Annotated in this window: 17 protein-coding genes and 1 pseudogene; 9 read left to right on the top strand and 9 right to left on the bottom strand. The window is 64.3% G+C overall.

Annotation, left to right across the window (positions count from 1 at the left end; genetic code table 11):
- The first annotated feature begins 29 nt into the window (after positions 1 to 29).
- The gene (locus tag OX462_RS12545) at positions 30 to 2,480 is read left to right on the top strand and encodes a penicillin-binding protein 1A (protein WP_409028564.1); all 2,451 of its coding nucleotides are present in this window, start codon (positions 30 to 32) and stop codon (positions 2,478 to 2,480) included.
- A gap of 31 nt (positions 2,481 to 2,511) precedes the next feature.
- Positions 2,512 to 4,050, top strand: coding sequence for a cryptochrome/photolyase family protein (locus OX462_RS12550; RefSeq protein WP_409028565.1), 1,539 nt, complete (start codon positions 2,512 to 2,514; stop codon positions 4,048 to 4,050).
- Positions 4,051 to 4,185: 135 nt separating this feature from the next.
- Here OX462_RS12550 and OX462_RS12555 read toward each other — a convergent pair whose 3' ends face one another.
- Positions 4,186 to 4,446: a hypothetical protein gene (locus OX462_RS12555; RefSeq protein ID WP_070312467.1), complete on the bottom strand. Its 261-nt coding sequence runs from the start codon at positions 4,444 to 4,446 to the stop codon at positions 4,186 to 4,188.
- 498 nt (positions 4,447 to 4,944) lie between these two features.
- Here OX462_RS12555 and OX462_RS12560 point away from each other — a divergent pair, with 498 nt between their 5' ends.
- Both OX462_RS12560 and OX462_RS12565 read left to right on the top strand, forming a co-directional pair.
- Positions 4,945 to 5,292, top strand: a complete 348-nt coding sequence (locus tag OX462_RS12560; protein WP_409028566.1) for a hypothetical protein — start codon at positions 4,945 to 4,947, stop codon at positions 5,290 to 5,292.
- 74 nt (positions 5,293 to 5,366) lie between these two features.
- Positions 5,367 to 5,663 (top strand): hypothetical protein, encoded by a 297-nt coding sequence (locus OX462_RS12565; protein ID WP_070218501.1) that lies wholly within the window; start codon positions 5,367 to 5,369, stop codon positions 5,661 to 5,663.
- A 28-nt stretch (positions 5,664 to 5,691) separates the two neighbouring features.
- On the opposite strand, the gene OX462_RS12570 is transcribed toward OX462_RS12565, so the two are convergent.
- The 4 genes from OX462_RS12570 to OX462_RS12585 all read right to left on the bottom strand — a co-directional run bounded on the left by OX462_RS12570 (position 5,692) and on the right by OX462_RS12585 (position 7,585).
- A complete protein-coding gene (locus OX462_RS12570; RefSeq protein ID WP_409028567.1) occupies positions 5,692 to 5,955 on the bottom strand; it encodes a hypothetical protein in 264 nt (87 codons plus the stop codon).
- Positions 5,952 to 6,524 carry a hypothetical protein gene (locus OX462_RS12575; RefSeq protein ID WP_409028568.1) on the bottom strand — a complete coding sequence of 191 codons (573 nt, stop codon included), beginning with the start codon at positions 6,522 to 6,524 and terminating at the stop codon, positions 5,952 to 5,954. Before OX462_RS12575 ends, OX462_RS12570 begins: the two co-directional genes overlap by 4 nt.
- A 79-nt stretch (positions 6,525 to 6,603) precedes the next feature.
- A complete protein-coding gene (locus tag OX462_RS12580) occupies positions 6,604 to 6,891 on the bottom strand; it encodes a putative quinol monooxygenase (RefSeq protein WP_121669654.1) in 288 nt (95 codons plus the stop codon).
- 121 nt (positions 6,892 to 7,012) lie between these two features.
- Entirely contained in the window at positions 7,013 to 7,585 is a 573-nt protein-coding gene (locus OX462_RS12585) for an FMN-dependent NADH-azoreductase (protein ID WP_409028569.1), read from the bottom strand.
- A gap of 162 nt (positions 7,586 to 7,747) precedes the next feature.
- On the opposite strand from OX462_RS12585, the gene OX462_RS12590 reads away from it, so the two are divergent.
- Positions 7,748 to 8,143, top strand: a complete 396-nt coding sequence (locus tag OX462_RS12590; RefSeq protein WP_070218572.1) for a winged helix-turn-helix transcriptional regulator — start codon at positions 7,748 to 7,750, stop codon at positions 8,141 to 8,143.
- Here the strand turns inward: OX462_RS12590 and OX462_RS12595 are convergent.
- Both OX462_RS12595 and OX462_RS12600 read right to left on the bottom strand, forming a co-directional pair.
- Positions 8,140 to 8,271: a hypothetical protein gene (locus OX462_RS12595; protein WP_409028570.1), complete on the bottom strand. Its 132-nt coding sequence runs from the start codon at positions 8,269 to 8,271 to the stop codon at positions 8,140 to 8,142. The two genes, OX462_RS12590 and OX462_RS12595, sit on opposite strands and share 4 nt — an antisense overlap.
- 92 nt (positions 8,272 to 8,363) lie before the next feature.
- Positions 8,364 to 9,838, bottom strand: a pseudogene (locus tag OX462_RS12600) (efflux transporter outer membrane subunit).
- 94 nt (positions 9,839 to 9,932) lie between these two features.
- Here OX462_RS12600 and OX462_RS12605 point away from each other — a divergent pair.
- The 3 genes from OX462_RS12605 to OX462_RS12615 all read left to right on the top strand — a co-directional run bounded on the left by OX462_RS12605 (position 9,933) and on the right by OX462_RS12615 (position 14,807).
- Positions 9,933 to 10,553: a TetR/AcrR family transcriptional regulator gene (locus OX462_RS12605; RefSeq protein ID WP_070218495.1), complete on the top strand. Its 621-nt coding sequence runs from the start codon at positions 9,933 to 9,935 to the stop codon at positions 10,551 to 10,553.
- Between the two features lie 82 nt (positions 10,554 to 10,635).
- Positions 10,636 to 11,742: an efflux RND transporter periplasmic adaptor subunit gene (locus tag OX462_RS12610; RefSeq protein WP_099409437.1), complete on the top strand. Its 1,107-nt coding sequence runs from the start codon at positions 10,636 to 10,638 to the stop codon at positions 11,740 to 11,742.
- Complete coding sequence (locus OX462_RS12615; protein ID WP_409028571.1) at positions 11,739 to 14,807, top strand: efflux RND transporter permease subunit; 3,069 nt, start codon at positions 11,739 to 11,741, stop codon at positions 14,805 to 14,807. The genes OX462_RS12610 and OX462_RS12615 overlap by 4 nt, the downstream gene beginning before the upstream one ends.
- A 221-nt stretch (positions 14,808 to 15,028) precedes the next feature.
- On the opposite strand, the gene OX462_RS12620 is transcribed toward OX462_RS12615, so the two are convergent.
- The gene (locus OX462_RS12620) at positions 15,029 to 16,066 is read right to left on the bottom strand and encodes a helix-turn-helix transcriptional regulator (protein ID WP_409028572.1); all 1,038 of its coding nucleotides are present in this window, start codon (positions 16,064 to 16,066) and stop codon (positions 15,029 to 15,031) included.
- A gap of 217 nt (positions 16,067 to 16,283) precedes the next feature.
- On the opposite strand from OX462_RS12620, the gene OX462_RS12625 reads away from it, so the two are divergent.
- Positions 16,284 to 18,296 (top strand): glycoside hydrolase family 3 protein, encoded by a 2,013-nt coding sequence (locus OX462_RS12625; protein ID WP_409028573.1) that lies wholly within the window; start codon positions 16,284 to 16,286, stop codon positions 18,294 to 18,296.
- Positions 18,297 to 18,309: 13 nt separating this feature from the next.
- On the opposite strand, the gene OX462_RS12630 is transcribed toward OX462_RS12625, so the two are convergent.
- Positions 18,310 to 19,428 carry a Gfo/Idh/MocA family protein gene (locus OX462_RS12630; protein WP_409028574.1) on the bottom strand — a complete coding sequence of 373 codons (1,119 nt, stop codon included), beginning with the start codon at positions 19,426 to 19,428 and terminating at the stop codon, positions 18,310 to 18,312.
- Positions 19,429 to 19,431 lie beyond the last annotated feature (3 nt).

Genomic DNA, 19,431 nt, shown 5'->3' on the forward strand with positions numbered 1-19,431 from the left:
ATTCCCCGGCATCAGACAAGGTTACAAGCATGGCATCAGGCATGGAGCAGTTTCAGGAAAAAGCACGGCAGGCGTTCATACGGGCGCGCGCGCAGGCAGTGCGCGTGGCGGGAGTGGCGTGGATCAAGGCAGTGGCGCTGTACCGGCGCGGCCACGCGCACCTGATGACCTTGCCGCCCGTGCGGCGTGCGCTGGTGCTGGCCTTATGGTCGTTTCTGGCCCTGCTGGCGCTGGTGATCCTGTACATGCTGTTGCTGATCCCCCTGACACCGAGCATCCACGACTTGCGCCAGGCGCGCGCGGCCGCGCCGACCACCATGGTCAGCGCCGATGGCAAGGAACTTGCCCGCTTCGACCAGGGCTTGCAGGAGCGGGTCACGTTAAAGCAGATTTCGCCGAACGTGATCAGTGCGCTGATCTCGACGGAAGACCACCGTTTCTACGAACACCACGGCATCGACTTCACGCGCACGGCCGGCGCCATTCTGCATACGGCAGGGGGCAACCCGCAAGGCGGTTCCACCATCACGCAGCAGCTGGCGCGCAATATGTTTCCCGAGGAAATCGGCCGCTCGCGCAACCTGAACCGCAAGCTCAAGGAATTGATCACGGCCCTGAAAATCGAGGCCACCTACAGCAAGACGGAAATCCTGGAAGCCTACCTGAACACGGTTCCCTTCCTGTACAACACCTACGGCATCGAAATGGCGGCCCGCACCTATTTCGACAAACCCGCCGCGCGCCTCGACATCCTGGAAAGCGCCACCCTTGTCGGCATGCTCAAGGGGACGAATTACTACAATCCCGTCGGCAATCCCGAACGCTCCCTGCAGCGGCGCAACGTGGTGCTGGGCCAGATGCGCAAGCACGACGTCATCGACGAGGCGCGCTACAAGCAGCTGATCAAGCGACCATTGCGCCTGCATTTCGAGCGCCAGAGCGAGCGGGCGCAGTCGGACAGCCATTTCACGGCCTATGTGCGCAAGTGGCTGATCGACTGGGCCGACGAGAACGACTACAACCTGGAACTCGATGCGCTGGTGGTGCACACCACGCTCGACCATGATTTGCAGCAGGCGGCCGAACGCGCCGTCGAGCGCCAGGCGAATGCCTTGCAGGCGATCGCCGACGTGGAATGGAGCCGCGCCGGCGTGCCGTCGTCCACGTCGACGGGCATGTACGCGGGCATGCAGGGCGGCAGCGTGCCCTTCGATTATTTCTGGAAATCGCATCCGGCGCTGCTGGACGCCTTCGTGCGCGAGTCGGGCGACTACCGCAAGCTGACGGCGGCCGGCGGCACGCCCGAAGCGGCGCTGGCGCAGCTGAAGGGCGACCGCGCCTTCATGGCGGCCCTGCGCAAGTCGAAGACGCGGCTGGAAGCGGGCTTTGCGGCCATGGACCCGGCCACGGGCGCCGTGCGCGCCTGGGTGGGCAGCCGAGACTTTGCGCGCGAACAGTTCGACCACGTGTCGCAGGCGGCGCGCCAGCCCGGTTCCACCTTCAAACCCATCGTGTATGGCGCGGCGCTGGAAAAGGGCTTAAGCCCTGAGCACGTCTACCGCGATGCCGTGATGGACATCAAGGCGGCCGACGGCACCAAATGGCGCCCGACGGACATGAGCGGCACGACGGGCCGCGACATGACCATGCGCGACGGCCTCGTCTACTCGAAAAACACCATCACGGCGCAAGTGATGCAGGACGTGGGCTTGCCGCCCATCATCAAGCTGGCGCGCGCGCTGGGTATCCGCGACAGCAAGCTGGAAAAAGTGCCGTCGCTGGCGCTGGGTACCAGTCCCGTCACCTTATTGGAAATGGTCAACGCCTACGCCAGCATCGCGGCCCAGGGCGAAGCCCGTCTGCCGTTCGTCGTCACGCACATCACGGACCGCGAAGGCAAGGTCATCGCCCGCTTCGGCGAAGACAAGCCCAAGCGCGCCATGCAGGCCGAATCGGCCGCCACCCTGACGGACATGATGCGCGGCGTCATCGACCGGGGCACGGGCACGGCCATCCGCAGCCGCTTCGGCATCCGCTCCGACGTGGCCGGCAAGAGCGGCACCACGCAAAACAATGCGGACGGCTGGTTCATCCTGATGCACCCGCAACTCGTCGGCGGCGCCTGGGTCGGTTTCAACGACGCGCGCGTCACCATGCGCAGCAATTACTGGGGCCAGGGTGGCCACAACGCCGTGCTGGTGGTGGGCGACTTCTTCAAGACGGCGCTCGACACGGGCAAAATCGCGCGCGACGCCATCTTCCCTGGTGGCAAGCCACCGCCGCCGCTGCGCCACGTGGAACCGGTCGAGGAGCCGCAGGATGAACCGGTGGAAGAGCCGGGCGATCTGCTGCAGGAAGGCGCGCCGCCCGCGCCGCTGGCCGTGCCGGCGGAAGAGGGCGGGCAGGAAGCGCATGGCAAGGCGGTGCCGGAACCGGCTCCCGCGCCCGTCCCGGCGCCGCAGCCAATGCCGCAAGGCTAGCGGCCACGATGTTATTTGATACAGGACAATAATGACAGCGAAGCCCACCTTGCGCCTGATCCTTGGTGACCAGCTCAATACGCAGCACCGCTGGTTTACCGACGTCGACGACGCCACCATCTACGTCTTGATGGAAGTGCGGCAAGAAACCGATTATGTGCTGCATCACGCGCAGAAAATCCTGGCGATCTTCGCTGCCATGCGCGACTTTGCGCGCCAGCTGCGCGAGGATGGCCACGCCGTGCATTACATCGCCATCGGCGACGCGGAAAGCAGGCGCTCGATACCGGAGAATATCGAAGCGCTGATTCGCCACTATGACGCCGGCGCCGTCGAGTACCAGGCGCCCGACGAGTGGCGCCTCGACCAGCAGCTGTATGAGGCCGGGCGACGCTCGGCCATCCCGTGGTTGATGGTCGACAGCGAGCATTTCTATACGGCCCGCAACGAGGCGGCCGATATTTTCGCCGGGCGCAAGCAATGGCTGATGGAGTTTTTCTACCGCCAGATGCGCGGCACGCATCAGGTGTTGATGGAAGACGCGAAAAAACCCGTCGGCGGCCAGTGGAATTTCGATCACGATAACCGCAAGCCCTGGCGCGGCACGCCCGCCGAGCCGCAAGACCCGCGCACCGTGCATGACCATACCCGTCTATGGGAAAGCATCGTCGCCGCCGGCGTGAAAAGCTTCGGCGCGCCCCATGCGGACCGGCTGGCGTGGGCGCTAAACCGGGATGAGGCGCTGCAGCAGCTCGATGCCTTCATCGAGCGGGCCTTGCCGCATTTTGGCGATTTCCAGGATGCCATGAGCAGCAAGGCCTGGCGCTTGTTCCACTCCCTGCTGTCGTTCGCGCTGAACGTGAAAATGCTGAACCCGCGCGAAGTCGTCGACAGGGCGCAGGCCGCCTATCACGCCGGCCATGCTCCCCTGGCCGCGGTCGAGGGCTTCATCCGCCAGATACTGGGCTGGCGCGAATATGTGCGCGGCGTCTACTGGGCGCAGATGCCCGGTTATGCGGAAAAGAATTTCTTTGGCCATGCGCGCCCGCTGCCCTCCTGGTTCTGGGACGGCAAGACGAAGATGCATTGTTTGTCGCAGGCGATCACGCAGTCGCTGGAACAGGCGCACTCGCACCACATCCAGCGCCTGATGGTAATCGGCAACTTCGCGCTGCTCGCCGGCCTCGATCCCGCCGAAGTGCATGGCTGGTACCTGGGCATCTACATCGATGCCTTCGAATGGGTGGAACTGCCCAATACCGTCGGCATGAGCCAGTTCGCCGACGGCGGCCTGCTGGCCACGAAGCCATATGTCTCCAGCGCTGCGTATATCGACCGCATGGGCGATTATTGCAAGGGATGCCATTACGACAAGAAGGCGCGCATCGGCGAGCGCGCCTGCCCCTTCAATGCCCTGTACTGGGATTTTTTCCACCGCAACGCGGCCACGCTGGAGCACAATCCCCGCATCGGCATGGCGTATCGCCAGCTGGAAAAAATGGACGAGGAAACAGTCGCCGCTTTCCGGCAGCAGGCGGCCACGATGCTGGCCAGGCTCGATTCCTTGTAACGCAGGGCAATGTGGTCTGTTTCCCACGGTGGATGTCCAACCGGACGATGGAGCCGGGACTCAGGATTTCCTCATGTTATGGGAAACGGTAGCGGGCAAGGCCCGAAAAACTGCCGAGCGGTGGCGGCAGGCTGCCTACCATTTTGGTTGACGTGACCAGCGCAGCACTGTGGCAAGCCTGATTCTCACCGTATAGTCTTCTCCCGTTTCATGCTCCAGCCACAGGACTCCGTCTTCGATGCTGACCCAGGCATCGACTATTCGCGTGTCGAACGGCATCGCCGTATCTTTGATATCAATCTTCACTCTTCCAGACTTCACATTGAGCGACCTCAACACTCGCGTCGTTCGTTGCGTAAACTCGATGACGTATGAAGTGCTTGTCTTTTTTGTCATTGGAAATGCTCACCCAAAATGCTTTGAAATTTTTTTAAATATTACTACATAAAAAATTTCCATCGCGCACGAAGGCGAATGTAACAAAGAAGACGGCATTATAAAAATTTTCCCGAAAGAAATATTTATTATTTTTAATAAATTAAAGCTCAACTATGGAGCGGCGTTATTTTTGCACATCGCAGAAACAGTTTCAGGTTAATTGTTTCTCGATGGGTATATGTTTATATGTTTTGCAATATTTATTATCTTGTATTTCTTATATTGATATAAATCAATGTTTTCTGTGTATTAATTTGAGGAGGTACTCTTGCTGTTAGGATATGGCTCAACTCTGGCTTCGGTGAGTGATGCATGCTCATGGGAAATGAAAGTTATTTTTGGAAAATTTTTTGTGCGGGTGCCGAAGAGATATTTGAGGTGCCGTAAAGCAGATGGCGTATCCGCATACGATATTTTCCGCGCCAATATATTCATCGTGAGAAATATATTGATGGTATGGTTCAGATTGTTAATGGCCGTGAATGCTATAAAGCCCATTATTGTAATGCCGGCAGAATTAAATCAGGTTCTGATGGTTTAATTGGTGGCGTAGATTGTGCAATTGATGCGTTGAATATTTTTCATGAAGAAGAGATTTTCGGTGCAATGGAAACTGGAATGAACATTGTTCTTTTTATCGCCCATTTCCTGCCTTCCCTGGGAAAGGCATTATTGTTGCGTGAGAATGAAGGTATGGGCGATGGCGAAATTGCGATAAAGATGGCATACCGAATGGGATCAGTGCGAAGCCGTATGCACAGAGTAAGGGCGGAGATACGCAAGAGACCGGAAGAGTATCAATAAAGGCGGCCTGCCGAATTGCGGTAGCCCGAAGCGGGAGCATGCGGTGCTTGTCCCCCTACTTGACATGAATTGACATGGTGACTAAAAATTACATCGGCGGCCCCGTGCAGGTGGAGCCGGATCATCCCAGGCGGATCGATGCATTGACAGCACAAAAAATTGATGTGGCGATTATTTTTCAGGAAATGCTTGGCACTGCCGTGGCAGCAAAATACCTGCATACAAATGGCGTGCCGCTATCTGTCGCATTGCGCGTATTGGTCTGCGAGCGCAGAAAAGATCCATCGCCGCCCAAAATGATCGGACTCGAAAAAGGGCCTGCCCATCATCCCCCGTCGAGGTTGAGCGAGACAGGCGCCGAATCGGATTGACAGCACGGGAATAAGCTGCTGTGCCGGGTCATCGCTGGAACAGATTCCTGCTTGCATGGCGTGCGCCGCCGCTTTCCACGGGCGACCAGCCGATGCTGAAACGCCGTATCAGGGCCAGATGGTGCACATTGAGCACCTTGGGCAGCGGGTAGTCCAGGGTGGCCAGGATGCGCTGGCGTACGGCGCGGGGCAGCTCGTTGTCGGCCGCGCGCGCGAGCAAGGGCGAGCACAGCAGGACGCCGGCGACGCGCAGCAGTTGGCGCCGCAGGGGCTGGCTCAGCCGTTGCATCACGGCGCCGTCAAGTCCTGGCGCTGGAATTCGATGCGGTTTTCCTGGTAGGTCCACTTGGTGTAGGGGCCGAACACGCGCCGGTTTTCCTTGCTGTCGGCATTCGATTGCTCGCGCTTCATGCGCCGCACGAGGGCGGTATCGACCAGCGGTTCGGTCGTCGTGCCGAACACTTCGTGGCGCACGCTTTGCTTGGCGTCGGCGCCGCGCGAAATGATGGTGAGCTTGCGCGTGGCGGGATCGAAGTACAGGCGCATGGCAAACGTGTTCATGTCCTGCAGGTACAGGCCATCGTCGCGCTGCTGGGCGTAGAAATAATCGCCGCAGACGGCCTTCGGCTCGCGTTTCCACTCGCAGGACAGGACGATCAGCAGGTGATGCTCATCGAGTTGCTTGACCGAGATGCGTCCCTTGGAATAGCCCCAGTTACTGGGCGGCACGGTCTTCGACGAGAGCAGATTGTATTCGCCCACCAGCTTGGTCAGGGGTAGGGGAGCTTGCGCGGAGGCGCCGGCGCAGAGAGTCAAGGCGGCAGCCGCTGAGGCGCCGCGTAGGCAGGAAAATGGAGTCATGATGGTCATAAAGAAAAGTTGCCATATTATAGATGGCAACTTGCCAAGATGGCCGCGCGCTTGCGCCGCGCGCCGCTTGTTACTTCAGCTTGCTCAATTCCGCCACGTCGATCTTGACGACCTTGCCCTCGGTGGCGGCCACGAGTGCATGGAAGTGGGGCATCGCGTAGTGCGCCGTCAGGGCCGCGTTGTTCGTCCATTCTTCCAGCATGATGAAGCGCGTGGGAATCTTGTTGTCGAGGTGCAGTTCGTAGCGCAGGCAGCCGCTTTCCGCGCGGCTCGGCGGCACGACGGCTTCCAGGGCGGCGCGCACGGCGTCGATATGTTGAGGTTGGGCATCGATGGTGGCGACGACGGTCAGGGTCATGGTGGTCCTTGTAAAGTGGTGGGGCGGATGCAGCTTAGCGCATCTTGCCCTTCCTTGTCCGCCATGCCCAGTCTGGCTGCGCCGAAACAGTTTCCGCCGCAGCCAGAGAATCAAGCTGAACCTACGCCGCCTGCAGCGCGCCGATCTGCTCGAAGGCCGCCGTCATGGCCTGCATCCTGGCCGCGTCGCTGACCTTGACGCCTTCGGCGCGCACGATCTCGAGCTGCGTGATGCCGAGGAAGCCGAGGAAGGCGCGCAGATGGCTTTCCTGGTGTTCCAGGGCGGCCATCGGCGTGTCGGCGCCGTAGTAGCCGCCGCGCGTCGAGGCGATGATCACGCGCTTGGCTCCCAGCAAGCCTTCCGGGCCATTGGCGCCGTACTGGAAGGTCTTGCCGGGCACGGCCAGCGCGTCGAGCCACGATTTGAGCTGGCTGGGGATGGCGAAGTTGTACATGGGCGCGCCGATGACGATGACGTCGGCGGCCAGCACCTGTTCCAGCGCGCCAGCCAGCGCGGCGCCTTCCGCGTCGTTGGGTGCGGCCGTAAATTGCGGCAGGGGCTGGGCGGCCAGGTCGCGGTAGTGGACGGTGGCGCCGGGCGCGGCCGCTTGCAGGCGGGCGGCGATGGCGGCGCTCAGTTGGCGGCTGACGGAGTGCTCGCCGAGGACGCTGGAATCGATATGCAGGATGTTCATGGTTGCCTTCTTGGATGGTATGATCGGGTGGTATGTTTTTGTAACCGGGTTAAATATAGTGACTATCAAATGAACGCACAAGAAGGCACTTTTTCCACACTGGGGCACACGGATGTGACCATGGGCGAGGTGGCCGCGCGCGGGGCCGAGCTGGAAAAGCGCATGCGCGACCACGGTGGCCATGCGGGCGTGGCGGACTCGTGCCGCCCGATCACGGATATCCTGACCCGCGTGGGCGACAAATGGAGCGTGATGGTGGTGATGTTGCTGGGCAATGGCACCAAGCGCTTCAACGAGATGCGCCGCCTGATCGGCGGCATTTCGCAGCGCATGCTGACTTTGACCCTGCGCGGCCTGGAGCGCGACGGTCTCGTCACGCGCACCGTGTTTCCCACCGTGCCGCCGCGCGTCGACTATGCGCTGACGGACCTGGGGCGTTCGCTATTGATTCCCATCAGCGCGCTGGGCGCCTGGGCCTACGGCCACCGCGACGCCATCGATGCGGCGCGGCTGGCGTTCGATGCCAGGGCCGATGCGGGCGCGACGTCAGGCAGCTAGCTTAGTTCGATCACTGCCAGCATGTCATTGCCATCCGCATCCATGCCTTTTTCCACGAAACCCATGCTGGCATAGAACTGTTTCGCGTTGGTATTACCGGGCTTGTAGCAGATTTCGATGCTGCGCACATCCGGGCGGGCGCGGATTTCCTACTGTTCCACCACCCGCATCAAACGGCGGTGGAACACCGAGGGCACGGCGGCTGTGGCTCGGGCCGCCATCACATTGACCTGGCAGTGACCGCCTCGGCCCCGGCCTGCGGCGCCTGCCAGCCGCCGCCCAGCGCCCGGTAGGCGGCGACTGCCGCGCGCGCCGACGCCGTTTGCGCCTGCGCGCTCGCGTCCCTTGCACGCAGCAGCCTCGTATCGGCCTGCAGTACATCAAGCCGGCTGGTGACGCCTTTCTCGTAGGCTGCCAGCGAAGCGGCGCGGGCGCGCTCAAGCGCCTCTACGCCATGCGCCTGTAGAGTGGCCTGTTCTTCATGGCGCAGCAGAGCCGAACAGGCGTTTTCCACGTCTTCGGCAGCATGCAGCGCGGCGAGCCGGTAGGCCGCCAGCAGCTCGGCTTCCTGGCCACGCGAAGCCTCGATCTGCGCATCGATGCGGCCGAAATCGAACAGGCGCCAGCGCAGGCCCAGCATGCCGGCGGCCTGGCCTGAGCCGCTGCCGAACAGGGTGCCGCCGGCCGTGGCGCTGCCAAACAAGGCGCCAAAATTGAATTTCGGGTAGTACTCGGCAACGGCCGCGCCGGTGCGCGCGCTGGCGGCGGCCAGGCGCCGCTCGGCGGCGATCAGGTCGGGCCGGCGCCGCAGCAGTTCGCCTGGCGAGCCGCCGGCCGTGATACGCGGCGCGCGCGCCATCACGCCGGCGGCGGCCATTTCATCGCCGTAGGTGCCGGGTGCCGCGCCCAGCATCACGTCGAGCGCATGCAGCGCCACCTCGCGCGCCGTGTCCAGGCCGGGCACGGCGGCGCGCGTCTGCGCCAGCGATGCTTCGGCCTGCCGCAGGGCCGGCTCGTTCGCCAATCCCTTGTCGTATAGCAGCGTGGCGAGTTCCAGCAGCGCCGCGTCGGTGTCGACCTGCCGGCGTGCGAGGTCGAGCCGCGCCTGCAGGCCCTGGATGGACAGGTAAAGGTCCGCCGTTTGCGCCGCCACGGCCAGGCGCGTTGCGGCCCATCCAGCCTCGCTGGCCTCGTAATCGGCGCGCGCCGCTTCACGTTCGCGGCGCAGGCCGCCGAACAGGTCGAGTTCCCACGACGCCTGCAGGTTCAATTCCCGCGCGCTGCCGGCGCGGTCATGGCCTGGCGTGGCGTTCAAGACCTTGCCCAGCGGCGTTTGCACCGACTGGTAGGCGCGCGCCGCCTGACCGCCAATGCTGGCCGACGGCAGCAGCGCGGCGTCTGCCGCCCCGGTGGCGGCGCGCGCCTGCCTGACCCTGGCCTGCGCCTGCTCAAGGTCGAGGTTTTGCGCCAGCGCCACCGTTACCAGACGGGTCAGGCGCGGATCGCCGAACGCTGTCCACCACTGCCGCAGTTCGGCAGCGTCCGCGTCCTGGCGCGCGCCGAGCGCCGCCTGGTGCAGATACTGCGCCGCTAGCGGCGCTTCGGGCCGGCGGTAGTCCAGGCCAGCAGTCAGCCGGTGGCGGCCAGGCCGGCGGCGATCAGCAGAAAGGGGAGGCGCAGGCGTGGCAGTGGCATGGTGGTCTTCCAGTTCAAAAAAGAAATAATGTGTGACTATAATACATATTGGTCACTTATTGTGCATTCCCTCGCGGCGCGTTAAGCTGTCGCCATGAATTCCACCACACCCGACACACCAAGCCCTGCGCGCGGCCCGGCCGGCCACGACGTGCGCGACCAGATCGTTGCCGCCGCCACCGATTACTTCAGCCGCTACGGCTATGAAAAGACGACGGTCTCCGACCTGGCCAGGGCGATCGGCTTTTCCAAGGCCTATATCTATAAATTCTTCGAGTCCAAGCAAGCCATCGGCGAGCATATCTGCGCCAGCTGCCTGCGCCAGATCGAAACCGAGGTGAGAAACGCGGTGGCGGCGGCCGGCCAGCCGCCGGAGCAGCTGCGGCGCATGTTCCGGACCAGCGTCGAGGCCAGCTTGCGGCTGTTTTTCCAGGACCGCAAGCTGTACGACATCGCCGCCTCGGCCGCCACCGGGCGCTGGCCTGCCGTGCAGGCCTACGAGCTGGCGATGGGCGCCTTGCTGCAGGATATCTTGCAACAGGGACGCAAGACGGGCGACTTTGAACGCAAGACGCCGCTCGACGAAACGGCCAGCGCGATCTATCTGGTGATGCGCCCCTACGTCAATCCCTTGCTGCTGCAGCACAGCGTCGACAGCAGCGAAACGGCGGTGCTGCAACTGTCCAGCCTGGTGCTGCGCAGCCTGTCGCCATAGTTTTGCACTAATTTGTGACCATTGACTTATTTGGTCACTGGTACCAGAATGAGAACCCTGATCACTCATTCATGGGATTCTTATGCGCTGGCGCCGCCTCGCTTCATCTGTAGTCATCTCCACCTTGCCCCTGGCCTTGAGCGCCTGCGCCGACAAGGCGCAGGCCGATCCGCGCACCGCCACGCCGCTGGTGCGCGCCGTCCCGGTGCAGGGCGCCGAAGCGGGCACGCGCAGCTTTACGGGCGTGGTCGCGCCGCGCGTGCAAAGCGACCTCGGTTTCCGCGTGGCCGGCAAGGTGCGCGAACGGCTGGTCGACGCCGGCCAGGCCGTGCGCCGTGGCCAGCCATTGTTGCGCCTCGACGCCGACGACCTGCAACTGCTGGCGCAGGCGCGGCAGGAGTCCGTCACGGCCGACCGCGCCCGCGCGCGCCAGGCGGCGGACGAGGAAGCGCGCTACCGCGATTTGCGCGGCACCGGCGCCATCTCGGCATCCAATTACGACCAGGTGAAGGCGGCGGCTGACGCGGCCGGCGCCCAATTGAAAGCGTCCGAAGCCCTGGCCGGGGTGGCGCGCAATGCGTTGCAGTACGCGGTGCTGCTGGCCGACGCCGACGGTGTCGTGATGGACACCCTGGCCGAACCGGGCCAGGTAGTCGCGGCCGGGCAGGTGGTGGTGCGCCTGGCCCATGACGGCCGGCGCGAAGCGGCGATCCAGCTGCCGGAAACCGTGCGCCCCGCGCTCGGCTCCAAGGGCCAGGCCACCCTGTTCGGCAGGCCGGGTGCCAGCGTGCCGGCCACCTTGCGCCAGCTGGCGCAGACGGCGGACCGGCAAACGCGTACTTTCGAGGCGCGCTATGTGCTCGACGCGGCGCTCTCAAGTGCGCCGCTGGGCGCCACCGTCACCCTGCGCCTGCCCGGCGCGCATGCCGCCAGCGGCACTGTGCAAGTGCCGCTGGCGGCCCTGCACGATGCGGGCAAGGGGCAGGGCGTGTGGGTGATCGCCGGTACGCCGGCGCAAGTGACCTGGCGGCCGGTGAAGGTGCAGGGGCTGCACGATGACGGCGCCGACGTCAGCGGCCTGAAGGCGGGCGAACGCATCGTCGCGCTGGGCGCCCATCTGCTGCACCAGGGAGAGCGGGTCAGGGTCGAACCGGCGCCAGTGGCCGCCGGCGCGGGAGCGCATCCATGAGCGCGGCGGGCTTCAACCTGTCGGCGCTGGCCGTGCGCGAGCGTTCCGTCACCCTGTTCCTGATCTGTCTCATTTCGCTGGCCGGCCTGCTGTCGTTCTTCAAGCTGGGGCGCGCGGAAGACCCGGCCTTCACGGTCAAGGTGATGACCATCGTCACCGCCTGGCCTGGCGCCAGCGCGCGCGAAATGCAGGACCAGGTGGCCGACAAGATCGAAAAGCGCCTGCAGGAGCTGCGCTGGTATGAACGGGCCGAAACCTACACCAGGCCCGGCCTGGCTTTCACGACCCTGACACTGCTCGACAGCACGCCGCCCGGGCAGGTGCAGGCCGAGTTTTACCAGGCGCGCAAGAAGGCCGGCGACGAGGCGGCCAATTTGCCGGCCGGCGTGATCGGCCCCATGATCAATGACGAATACGCGGACGTCACCTTTGCCCTGTATGCGCTGAAAGCCAAAGGCGAGCCGCAGCGCCTGCTGGTGCGCGAGGCGGAAACCTTGCGCCAGCGGCTGCTGCACGTGGCGGGCATCAAAAAGGTCAATATCATCGGCGAGCAGGCCGAACGCATCTACGTGGAGTTTTCGCAGGAACGCCTGGCCACCCTGGGCGTGCGGGCGCAGGACGTGTTCGCGGCACTGCACGGCCAGAATGCCCTCACGCCGGCCGGCTCGGTCGAAACGCGCGGGCCGCAGGTGTCCATCCGCCTCGACGGTGCGCTCGACGCGCTGCAAAAGATCCGCGATACGCCCGTGGTGGTGCAGGGGCGCACCTTGGCCCTGTCCGATATCGCCACCGTGCGCCGTGGCCAGGAAGACCCGGCCAGTTTCATGGTGCGCAATGGCGGCGAGCCGGCGCTGCTGCTGGGCGTGGTCATGCGCGACGGCTGGAACGGGCTGGACCTGGGCAAGGCGCTGGACGGGGAAGTGACGGCCATCGGTGCCGCCATGCCGCTGGGCATGAGCCTGGCCAAGGTTACCGATCAGGCCGTTAATATCAGCGCGGCCGTCGATGAATTCATGCTCAAGTTTCTTGCCGCGCTGCTGGTGGTGATGCTGGTGTGCTTTATCAGCATGGGCTGGCGCGTCGGCATCGTGGTGGCCGCCGCCGTGCCGCTGACCCTGGCCGTCGTGTTCATCGTGATGGCCGCGACAGGCAAGAATTTCGACCGCATCACCCTCGGTTCCCTGATCCTGGGCCTCGGCCTGCTGGTGGACGATGCCATCATCGCCATCGAAATGATGGTCGTGAAAATGGAAGAGGGCTACAGCCGCATCGCCGCCTCCGCCTACGCCTGGAGCCATACGGCCGCACCCATGCTGGCGGGTACCCTGGTGACGGCCGTCGGCTTCATGCCCAACGGCTTTGCCCGCTCCAGCGCCGGCGAATACACGAGCAATATGTTCTGGATCGTCGGCATCGCGCTGATCGCGTCATGGGTGGTGGCGGTGGTGTTTACGCCCTACCTGGGCGTGAAGCTGCTGCCCGAGCTGAAACAGGTCGCCGGCGGCCATGATGCGCTGTACGACACGCCGCGTTACCACCGCTTTCGCCGGCTGCTGGGGCGCGTGATCGCCCGCAAATGGCTGGTGTTCTGCACCGTGATCGGCCTGTTCGTGCTGGCCGTGCTGGGCATGGCCGTCGTCAAGAAACAGTTCTTCCCGATCTCGGACCGCCCTGAAGTGCTGATCGAAGTGCAGCTGCCCTACGGCAGCGCGATCGGACAGACCAGCGGCGCGGCGGCGAAAGTGGAAGCCTGGCTGGCGCGCCAGCCCGAAGCGAAGATCGTCACGGCCTATGTGGGCCAGGGCGCACCGCGCTTTTACCTGGCGATGGGGCCGGAGTTGCCCGATCCTTCGTTTGCCAAGATCGTCGTGCGCACCGACAGCCAGCAGGCGCGCGACAGCCTCAAGCAGCGCTTGCGCGAGGCCGTTGCCGCCGGCCTGGCGCCGGAGGCGCGCGTGCGCGTGACGCAACTGGTGTTCGGCCCGTACTCGCCGTTTCCCGTGGCCTACCGGGTCAGCGGCCCCGATTCCGAGGTGTTGCGCGGCATCGCCGACGAGGTGCGGCGCGTGATGCAGGCCAGCCCGATGATGCGTACCGTCAATACCGATTGGGGCACGCGCACGCCCACCCTGCATTTCAGCCTGCAGCAGGACCGCTTGCAGGCGATGGGCCTGACGTCGGCCGCCGTGGCGCAGCAGCTGCAGTTCCTGCTCAGCGGCGTGCCCGTCACCGCCGTGCGCGAAGATATCCGCACGGTGCAGGTGGTGGCGCGCGCGGCAGGCGACGTGCGGCTGGACCCGGCGCGCATCGCCGACCTGACCCTGGCCGGCGCGAATGGCGAGCGCATTGCGCTGTCGCAGGTGGGCGGCGTCGAGGTGCGCTCGGAAGAACCCGTGATGCGCCGGCGCGACCGCCAGCCGACGATTACCGTGCGCGGCGACATCGCCGACGGCATGCAGCCGCCCGACGTCTCGGGCGCCATCACGGCGCAGCTGCAAGCCGTCATCGACAAGCTGCCGGCCGGCTACCGCATCGAGCAGGCCGGCTCCATCGAGGAATCGGCGAAGGCGACGCAAGCGATGCTGCCGCTGTTCCCCATCATGCTGGCGCTGACCCTGCTGATGATCATCCTGCAGGTGCGCTCGATCTCGGCGATGGTGATGGTGTTCCTGACCAGCCCGTTGGGCTTGATCGGCGTCGTGCCCACCTTGCTGCTGTTCCAGCAGCCGTTCGGCATCAATGCGCTGGTCGGCCTGATCGCGCTGTCGGGCATCCTGATGCGCAATACCCTGATCCTGATCGGCCAGATCCACCAGAACGAGGCGGCCGGCCTGGCGCCGTTCGACGCCGTGGTCGAAGCGACCGTGCAGCGCGCGCGTCCCGTGATCCTCACGGCGCTGGCGGCCATCCTGGCCTTTATTCCGCTGACCCATTCGGTCTTCTGGGGCACCTTGGCCTATACCCTGATCGGCGGCACGTTTGCCGGCACGGTGCTGACCCTGGTGTTCCTGCCGGCCATGTATGCGATCTGGTTCAGGATACGGCCGCAGGCAAGGGTGGTGTAGATTGAAAACAGCGGGCCGGAGACGCGAGCCTGAGAAAATGCCGATGGCGGCGTTGCGCCTTCCTTGCCGTACTTGCGTACTGTCTGCGTCGCCGCGCCTTGCCCCCGACATTTTTCAGGTCCGCTTGGCCCGGGGCGCCTGTCTTTCTGACTTGGGCCGTTTCGTGGCTTGCCGGTTTGCTTGTTTGCTTGTTTCTTGTTTCTTGTTGCTTGTCTCTTTCTCTAGGCTCCGGCGGCATCCTGCCGGTAGCGCGCCGGCGGCAGTTCGAACTGGTTCTTGAAGAAGCGGGTAAATGCGCTTTGCGAGGAAAAACCCAGGCGCTCGCCGATTTCCGCCACGCTCAGGCTCGTTTCGCACAGCAAACGGCGCGATTCGCGGCTTTTCGCGCGCAATTCCAGCGCGCGGAACGAGGTCTGTTCCTGCTGCAGCTGGCGCTGCAAGGTCCAGCGGTTCATCGCCAGACCGTCACACAGGGCCGGCAGCAATGCGGTGCCGTCGGCGTCCCCGGCGTCTTGCCGGCCCAGCAAATCGATGATGGCCTGCTCCACGCGGGCCGAAAACAGCTGCGCTCCCTGTAATTGCTGCAATTGCCCCTGCGCGTAGCACAGCGCGTGCGGCGCCAGCATGGCGTTGAACTGGGCGAAGGGACGATCCAGCGCAGGCGCGTCGAACGTCAGGGTGTTGCGCGCCTGGCCGAAGGTGACGGCGGCGCCGAAGCATTCGGCAATGGCCGGCGCGAACCACGGCGCCTTGCCCTGGAAGCCGGCATGGAAGGCGGTGGGCGCGCCGTCGTCGTAGGCGCGCGCGACCAGCGACAGCATGCGGAAATTGGCCAGCGCCTGCATGGCGCCCCCCAGCTGGCAGAACTCGGACAGGTATTCGATCTCGATGCGCGTGCCATTTTCGCTCATCAGCATGAAGTCGAATTCGCCGATCAGGCCCCGCAAGTGCAGCAGCTCGTGCAGCGCGCTGCGCAGGGTGGGGCGATTGAAGCAGACGTGGGCGATGCCCGAGTAATGCGCGAACCAGTGCGTCACGTCGAGGTCGAGCAGGCCGCGGTGCTGCGGCAGCTGCTGGGCGTAGGCCGTCATGCGGCGGTGCCGCTCGGCGTTGATGCGGCCGCCCGGCTCGTCCAGCTGCGCCGGCGTGATGCCCGTCTGGCGAAAAAAGTCGGCGGGATCGTGGCCATCGGCCTGCATGGCGCGCGCGCATTGCTGCGCGATGCGGTTCGAAACCGTGCGCGTGTCGGGTTTGTGCAAGGCTGCCTCCTGCTTATTCTGCTTGTTGTAGTAATTTTTCACAAATATTAGCACTTTGTAGGAGATTGTTGGTTGTTGTGCCATCTAACCAAAAATTGTTCTCGCGGGTATAAAACGCGTGCTGCGCAGTCAAGAAACTCACGCATTCTCACGCTATATTGTTTTCGGCCGGCCTTGCTGCCGCGCCTTGATACCTACAAAAACAGTCTTGGAGATAATGATGAATTGCACTTTGAAACCGATGGCCCGCGTGGTCGCCGGCTGCGTCGCCACGCTTGCCCTGGCCGCTTGCGGCAACAACCACACCGGCAGCGAGGGATACACGCAGCCCGTGTTCGGCGCCACCACCTACACCCAGTTGAAAGTCGACGGCTATACCTTCAAGGACATGAACCGCAACGGCAAGATCGACCCGTACGAAGACTGGCGCCTGCCGGCCGAGGCGCGCGCGGACGACCTGTTGTCGCGCATGAGCCTCGATGAAAAGGCGGGCCTGATGATGCACGGCACGGCGCCCACCGTGGCCGACCCCACCGGCATCGGCCAGGGCGGCGCGTATGACTTGACGGCCTTGCAAGACCTGATCGTCAAGCAATACGTCAACACCTTCATTACCCGCATGGCGGGCGACACGGCCAATATGGCGGCCCAGTACAACAAGGTGCAGGCCCTGAGCGAAACTTCGCGCCACGGCATTCCCGTCTCCATCAGCACGGACCCGCGCCACCATTTCCAGTACACGGTGGGTGCCAGCGCGGCTACCTCCGGCTTCTCGCAGTGGCCGGAAACCCTGGGCCTGGCCGCCATCGGCGACGATGCGCTGGTGCGCCGCTTCGGCGACATCGCGCGCCAGGAATACCTGGCCGTCGGCATCACGCAAGCGCTGTCGCCGCAGGCGGACCTGGCCACCGAGCCGCGCTGGTCGCGCATCAACGGCACCTTCGGCGAAGACGCGGACCTGGCCAGGCGCATGGTGCAGCACTATATCGAGGGTTTTCAGGATGGCAATACGGGCTTGCATGACGGCAGCGTGGTGGCCGTCGTCAAGCACTGGGTCGGCTATGGCGCCACGAAAGAGGGCTTCGACGGCCACAATTACTATGGCCGCTACATGACCTACCCGGGCAACAACTTCGCTTACCACGTCAAGCCGTTCGAAGGGGCGTTCATGGCCAAGGCGGCCTCCGTCATGCCGACCTACGCCCTGCCGGACGGCAATATCACCATCGACGGCATCACCCTGGAACAAGTGGCGGCCGGCTTCAGCAAGACCATGCTGACGGATCTGCTGCGCGGCAAATACGGTTTCGAGGGCGTGATCCTGTCCGATTGGGGCATCACCTCCGACTGCGACGCCAACTGCCGCAACGGCACGGCGCCTGGCGTGGCGCCGTCCTTCATCGGCTTCGGCACGCCGTGGGGCATGGAAGACGCCACCAAGGCCGAGCGCTACGTGAAGGCCGTCACGGCGGGGATGGACCAGTTCGGCGGCGTGACGGAAGCGCCTTATCTGACGCAAGCGGTGCAACGGGGCCAGCTGACGGAAGCGCGCATCGACGCGTCGGCGCGGCGCATCCTGATCCAGAAATTCAAGCAGGGCCTGTTCGAGCATCCGTTCGTCGATGCGGCCAAGGCGGCCGCCACCGTGGGCAAGGCGGACTTCATCGAAGCTGGCCTGGAAGCCCAGCGCCGCTCGCTGGTCTTGCTGGAAAACAAGGACAAGGTCTTGCCGCTGGCCGCCACGGTCAAGAAGGTCTACCTGTACGGCATCGATGCGGCCGTGGCGCAGCAGTATGGCTACACGGTGGTCGCCACGCCGCAGGAAGCGGACGTGGCCCTACTGCGCGTGGCCGCGCCGTATGAAACCCTGCACCCGAACTACATCTTCGGCAGCATGCAGCACGAGGGCCGCCTCGATTACGTCGATGGCAACGCCGACTACGAGGCGATCAAGAACGCGGCCAAGTATGCGCCGAAGACGGTCGTCACCGTGTACCTGGACCGCCCGGCCATCCTCGGCAACGTGCAGGACAAGGCCAGCGCCATCCTCGCCAACTTCGGCGTGAGCGACGGCGCGCTGTTCGATGTCCTGACGGGCAAGGCCAAGCCGCAGGGCAAGCTACCGTTCGAGCTGCCGTCGTCGATGGCCGAAGTGCAGGTGCAGAGATCGGACGTGCCGTATGACACGGCGCATCCGCTGTACAAGTTCGGCTACGGGCTGGCTTACTAAACCGTCCCTGTTGTCAACGCACGGAAATCCAGCTGCGCTCCCGTGCGGAGCGCAGCGCGGCATCGATCAGCCGGTCCACCTCGTAGCCGTCGCGGAAGGTGGGCCAGACGGGCGCGCCGCTGGCGATAGCCTGCAGAAAATCGCGCGCTTCGATGACGATCTGCTCGTTGTACCCGGTGCCGTGCCCCGCGCCCTGGCTGAACGCCAGGTAGTCGGGGTGGGCGGGCCCCATCAGCAGGCGCTGGAAACCCTGGCGCTGCGCGGGACGGCCGGCGTCGTACAGCCACAGTGCATTCTGGTCTTCCTGATCGAAGGCGATCGCGCCTTTGGTCCCCGTGATGCGGTAGGTGTAGCCCATCTTGCGCCCGGCCGCCACGCGGCTGAAGGTGAGGGCGCCGAGCGCGCCGCTGGCAAAGCGCAGCATTACATTGCCCTGGTCGTCGTTTTCCACCGCTTCCATGCCGTGCGGGCCTTGGCGTTGCGCGTGCACGGTGTTCATATCGGCCACCAGCGCGTCGACGGGACCGCCCAGGCGCAGGGCCAGGTTGAGCAGGTGCGAGCCCACGTCGGCCAGCGCGCCGGCGCGCGTTGCCGTCGCTTCGCGCGTGCGCCACGAAGCGGGCGCGCGCGGGTCGTGCAGGTAGTCTTCCACGTGTTCGGCGGCGACGTGGATGATCTCGCCGATCTCTCCCGATTCGATGATCTGCCGCGCCAGCTGGCTGGCGGGCGTGCGGATGTAGTTATAGCCGACCATATTGGCCACGCCCGCGCTTTCCGCCGCCTGCGCCAGCATCAGGGATTCGGCGGCCGTCATGCCCAGCGGCTTTTCGCAGAATACGGGTTTGCCCAGGGCCAGCGCCGCCAGCACGATGTCCTTGTGCGTGGCCGGCGGCGTGGCGACGATGACGGCGTCGATGGCGGGATCATTGACCAGCGCGCGCCAGTCGCCCGTGGAGCGGTTCCACCCCAGTTCCTGCGCGCTGCGCGCCGCACTCTGTTCGCTGCTGGTGGCGATGCAGGCGCACACGGGATTCAGCGCCGTGTGAAAAATGCTGCGCACGGCCTTGTAGGCGATGGTGTGGGCCTTGCCCATGTAGCCGGCGCCGATCAGGCCGATGTGGATGTCTTGCATATG

Origin of the sequence: Janthinobacterium aestuarii, from assembly GCF_046113285.1 — a bacterium.
Lineage (GTDB): Bacteria > Pseudomonadota > Gammaproteobacteria > Burkholderiales > Burkholderiaceae_D > Janthinobacterium.

What these genes read in the sequence shown, in the direction of transcription:
- OX462_RS12545 (WP_409028564.1), top strand. Translation starts at nt 30, where the DNA reads ATGGCATCAGGCATGGAGCAGTTTCAGGAAAAAGCACGGCAGGCGTTC.
- OX462_RS12550 (WP_409028565.1), top strand. Translation starts at nt 2,512, where the DNA reads ATGACAGCGAAGCCCACCTTGCGCCTGATCCTTGGTGACCAGCTCAAT.
- OX462_RS12555 (WP_070312467.1), bottom strand. Translation starts at nt 4,446, where the DNA reads ATGACAAAAAAGACAAGCACTTCATACGTCATCGAGTTTACGCAACGA.
- OX462_RS12560 (WP_409028566.1), top strand. Translation starts at nt 4,945, where the DNA reads ATGGTTCAGATTGTTAATGGCCGTGAATGCTATAAAGCCCATTATTGT.
- OX462_RS12565 (WP_070218501.1), top strand. Translation starts at nt 5,367, where the DNA reads ATGGTGACTAAAAATTACATCGGCGGCCCCGTGCAGGTGGAGCCGGAT.
- OX462_RS12575 (WP_409028568.1), bottom strand. Translation starts at nt 6,524, where the DNA reads ATGACTCCATTTTCCTGCCTACGCGGCGCCTCAGCGGCTGCCGCCTTG.
- OX462_RS12580 (WP_121669654.1), bottom strand. Translation starts at nt 6,891, where the DNA reads ATGACCCTGACCGTCGTCGCCACCATCGATGCCCAACCTCAACATATC.
- OX462_RS12585 (WP_409028569.1), bottom strand. Translation starts at nt 7,585, where the DNA reads ATGAACATCCTGCATATCGATTCCAGCGTCCTCGGCGAGCACTCCGTC.
- OX462_RS12590 (WP_070218572.1), top strand. Translation starts at nt 7,748, where the DNA reads ATGCGCGACCACGGTGGCCATGCGGGCGTGGCGGACTCGTGCCGCCCG.
- OX462_RS12605 (WP_070218495.1), top strand. Translation starts at nt 9,933, where the DNA reads ATGAATTCCACCACACCCGACACACCAAGCCCTGCGCGCGGCCCGGCC.
- OX462_RS12610 (WP_099409437.1), top strand. Translation starts at nt 10,636, where the DNA reads ATGCGCTGGCGCCGCCTCGCTTCATCTGTAGTCATCTCCACCTTGCCC.
- OX462_RS12615 (WP_409028571.1), top strand. Translation starts at nt 11,739, where the DNA reads ATGAGCGCGGCGGGCTTCAACCTGTCGGCGCTGGCCGTGCGCGAGCGT.
- OX462_RS12625 (WP_409028573.1), top strand. Translation starts at nt 16,284, where the DNA reads ATGATGAATTGCACTTTGAAACCGATGGCCCGCGTGGTCGCCGGCTGC.
- OX462_RS12630 (WP_409028574.1), bottom strand. Translation starts at nt 19,428, where the DNA reads ATGCAAGACATCCACATCGGCCTGATCGGCGCCGGCTACATGGGCAAG.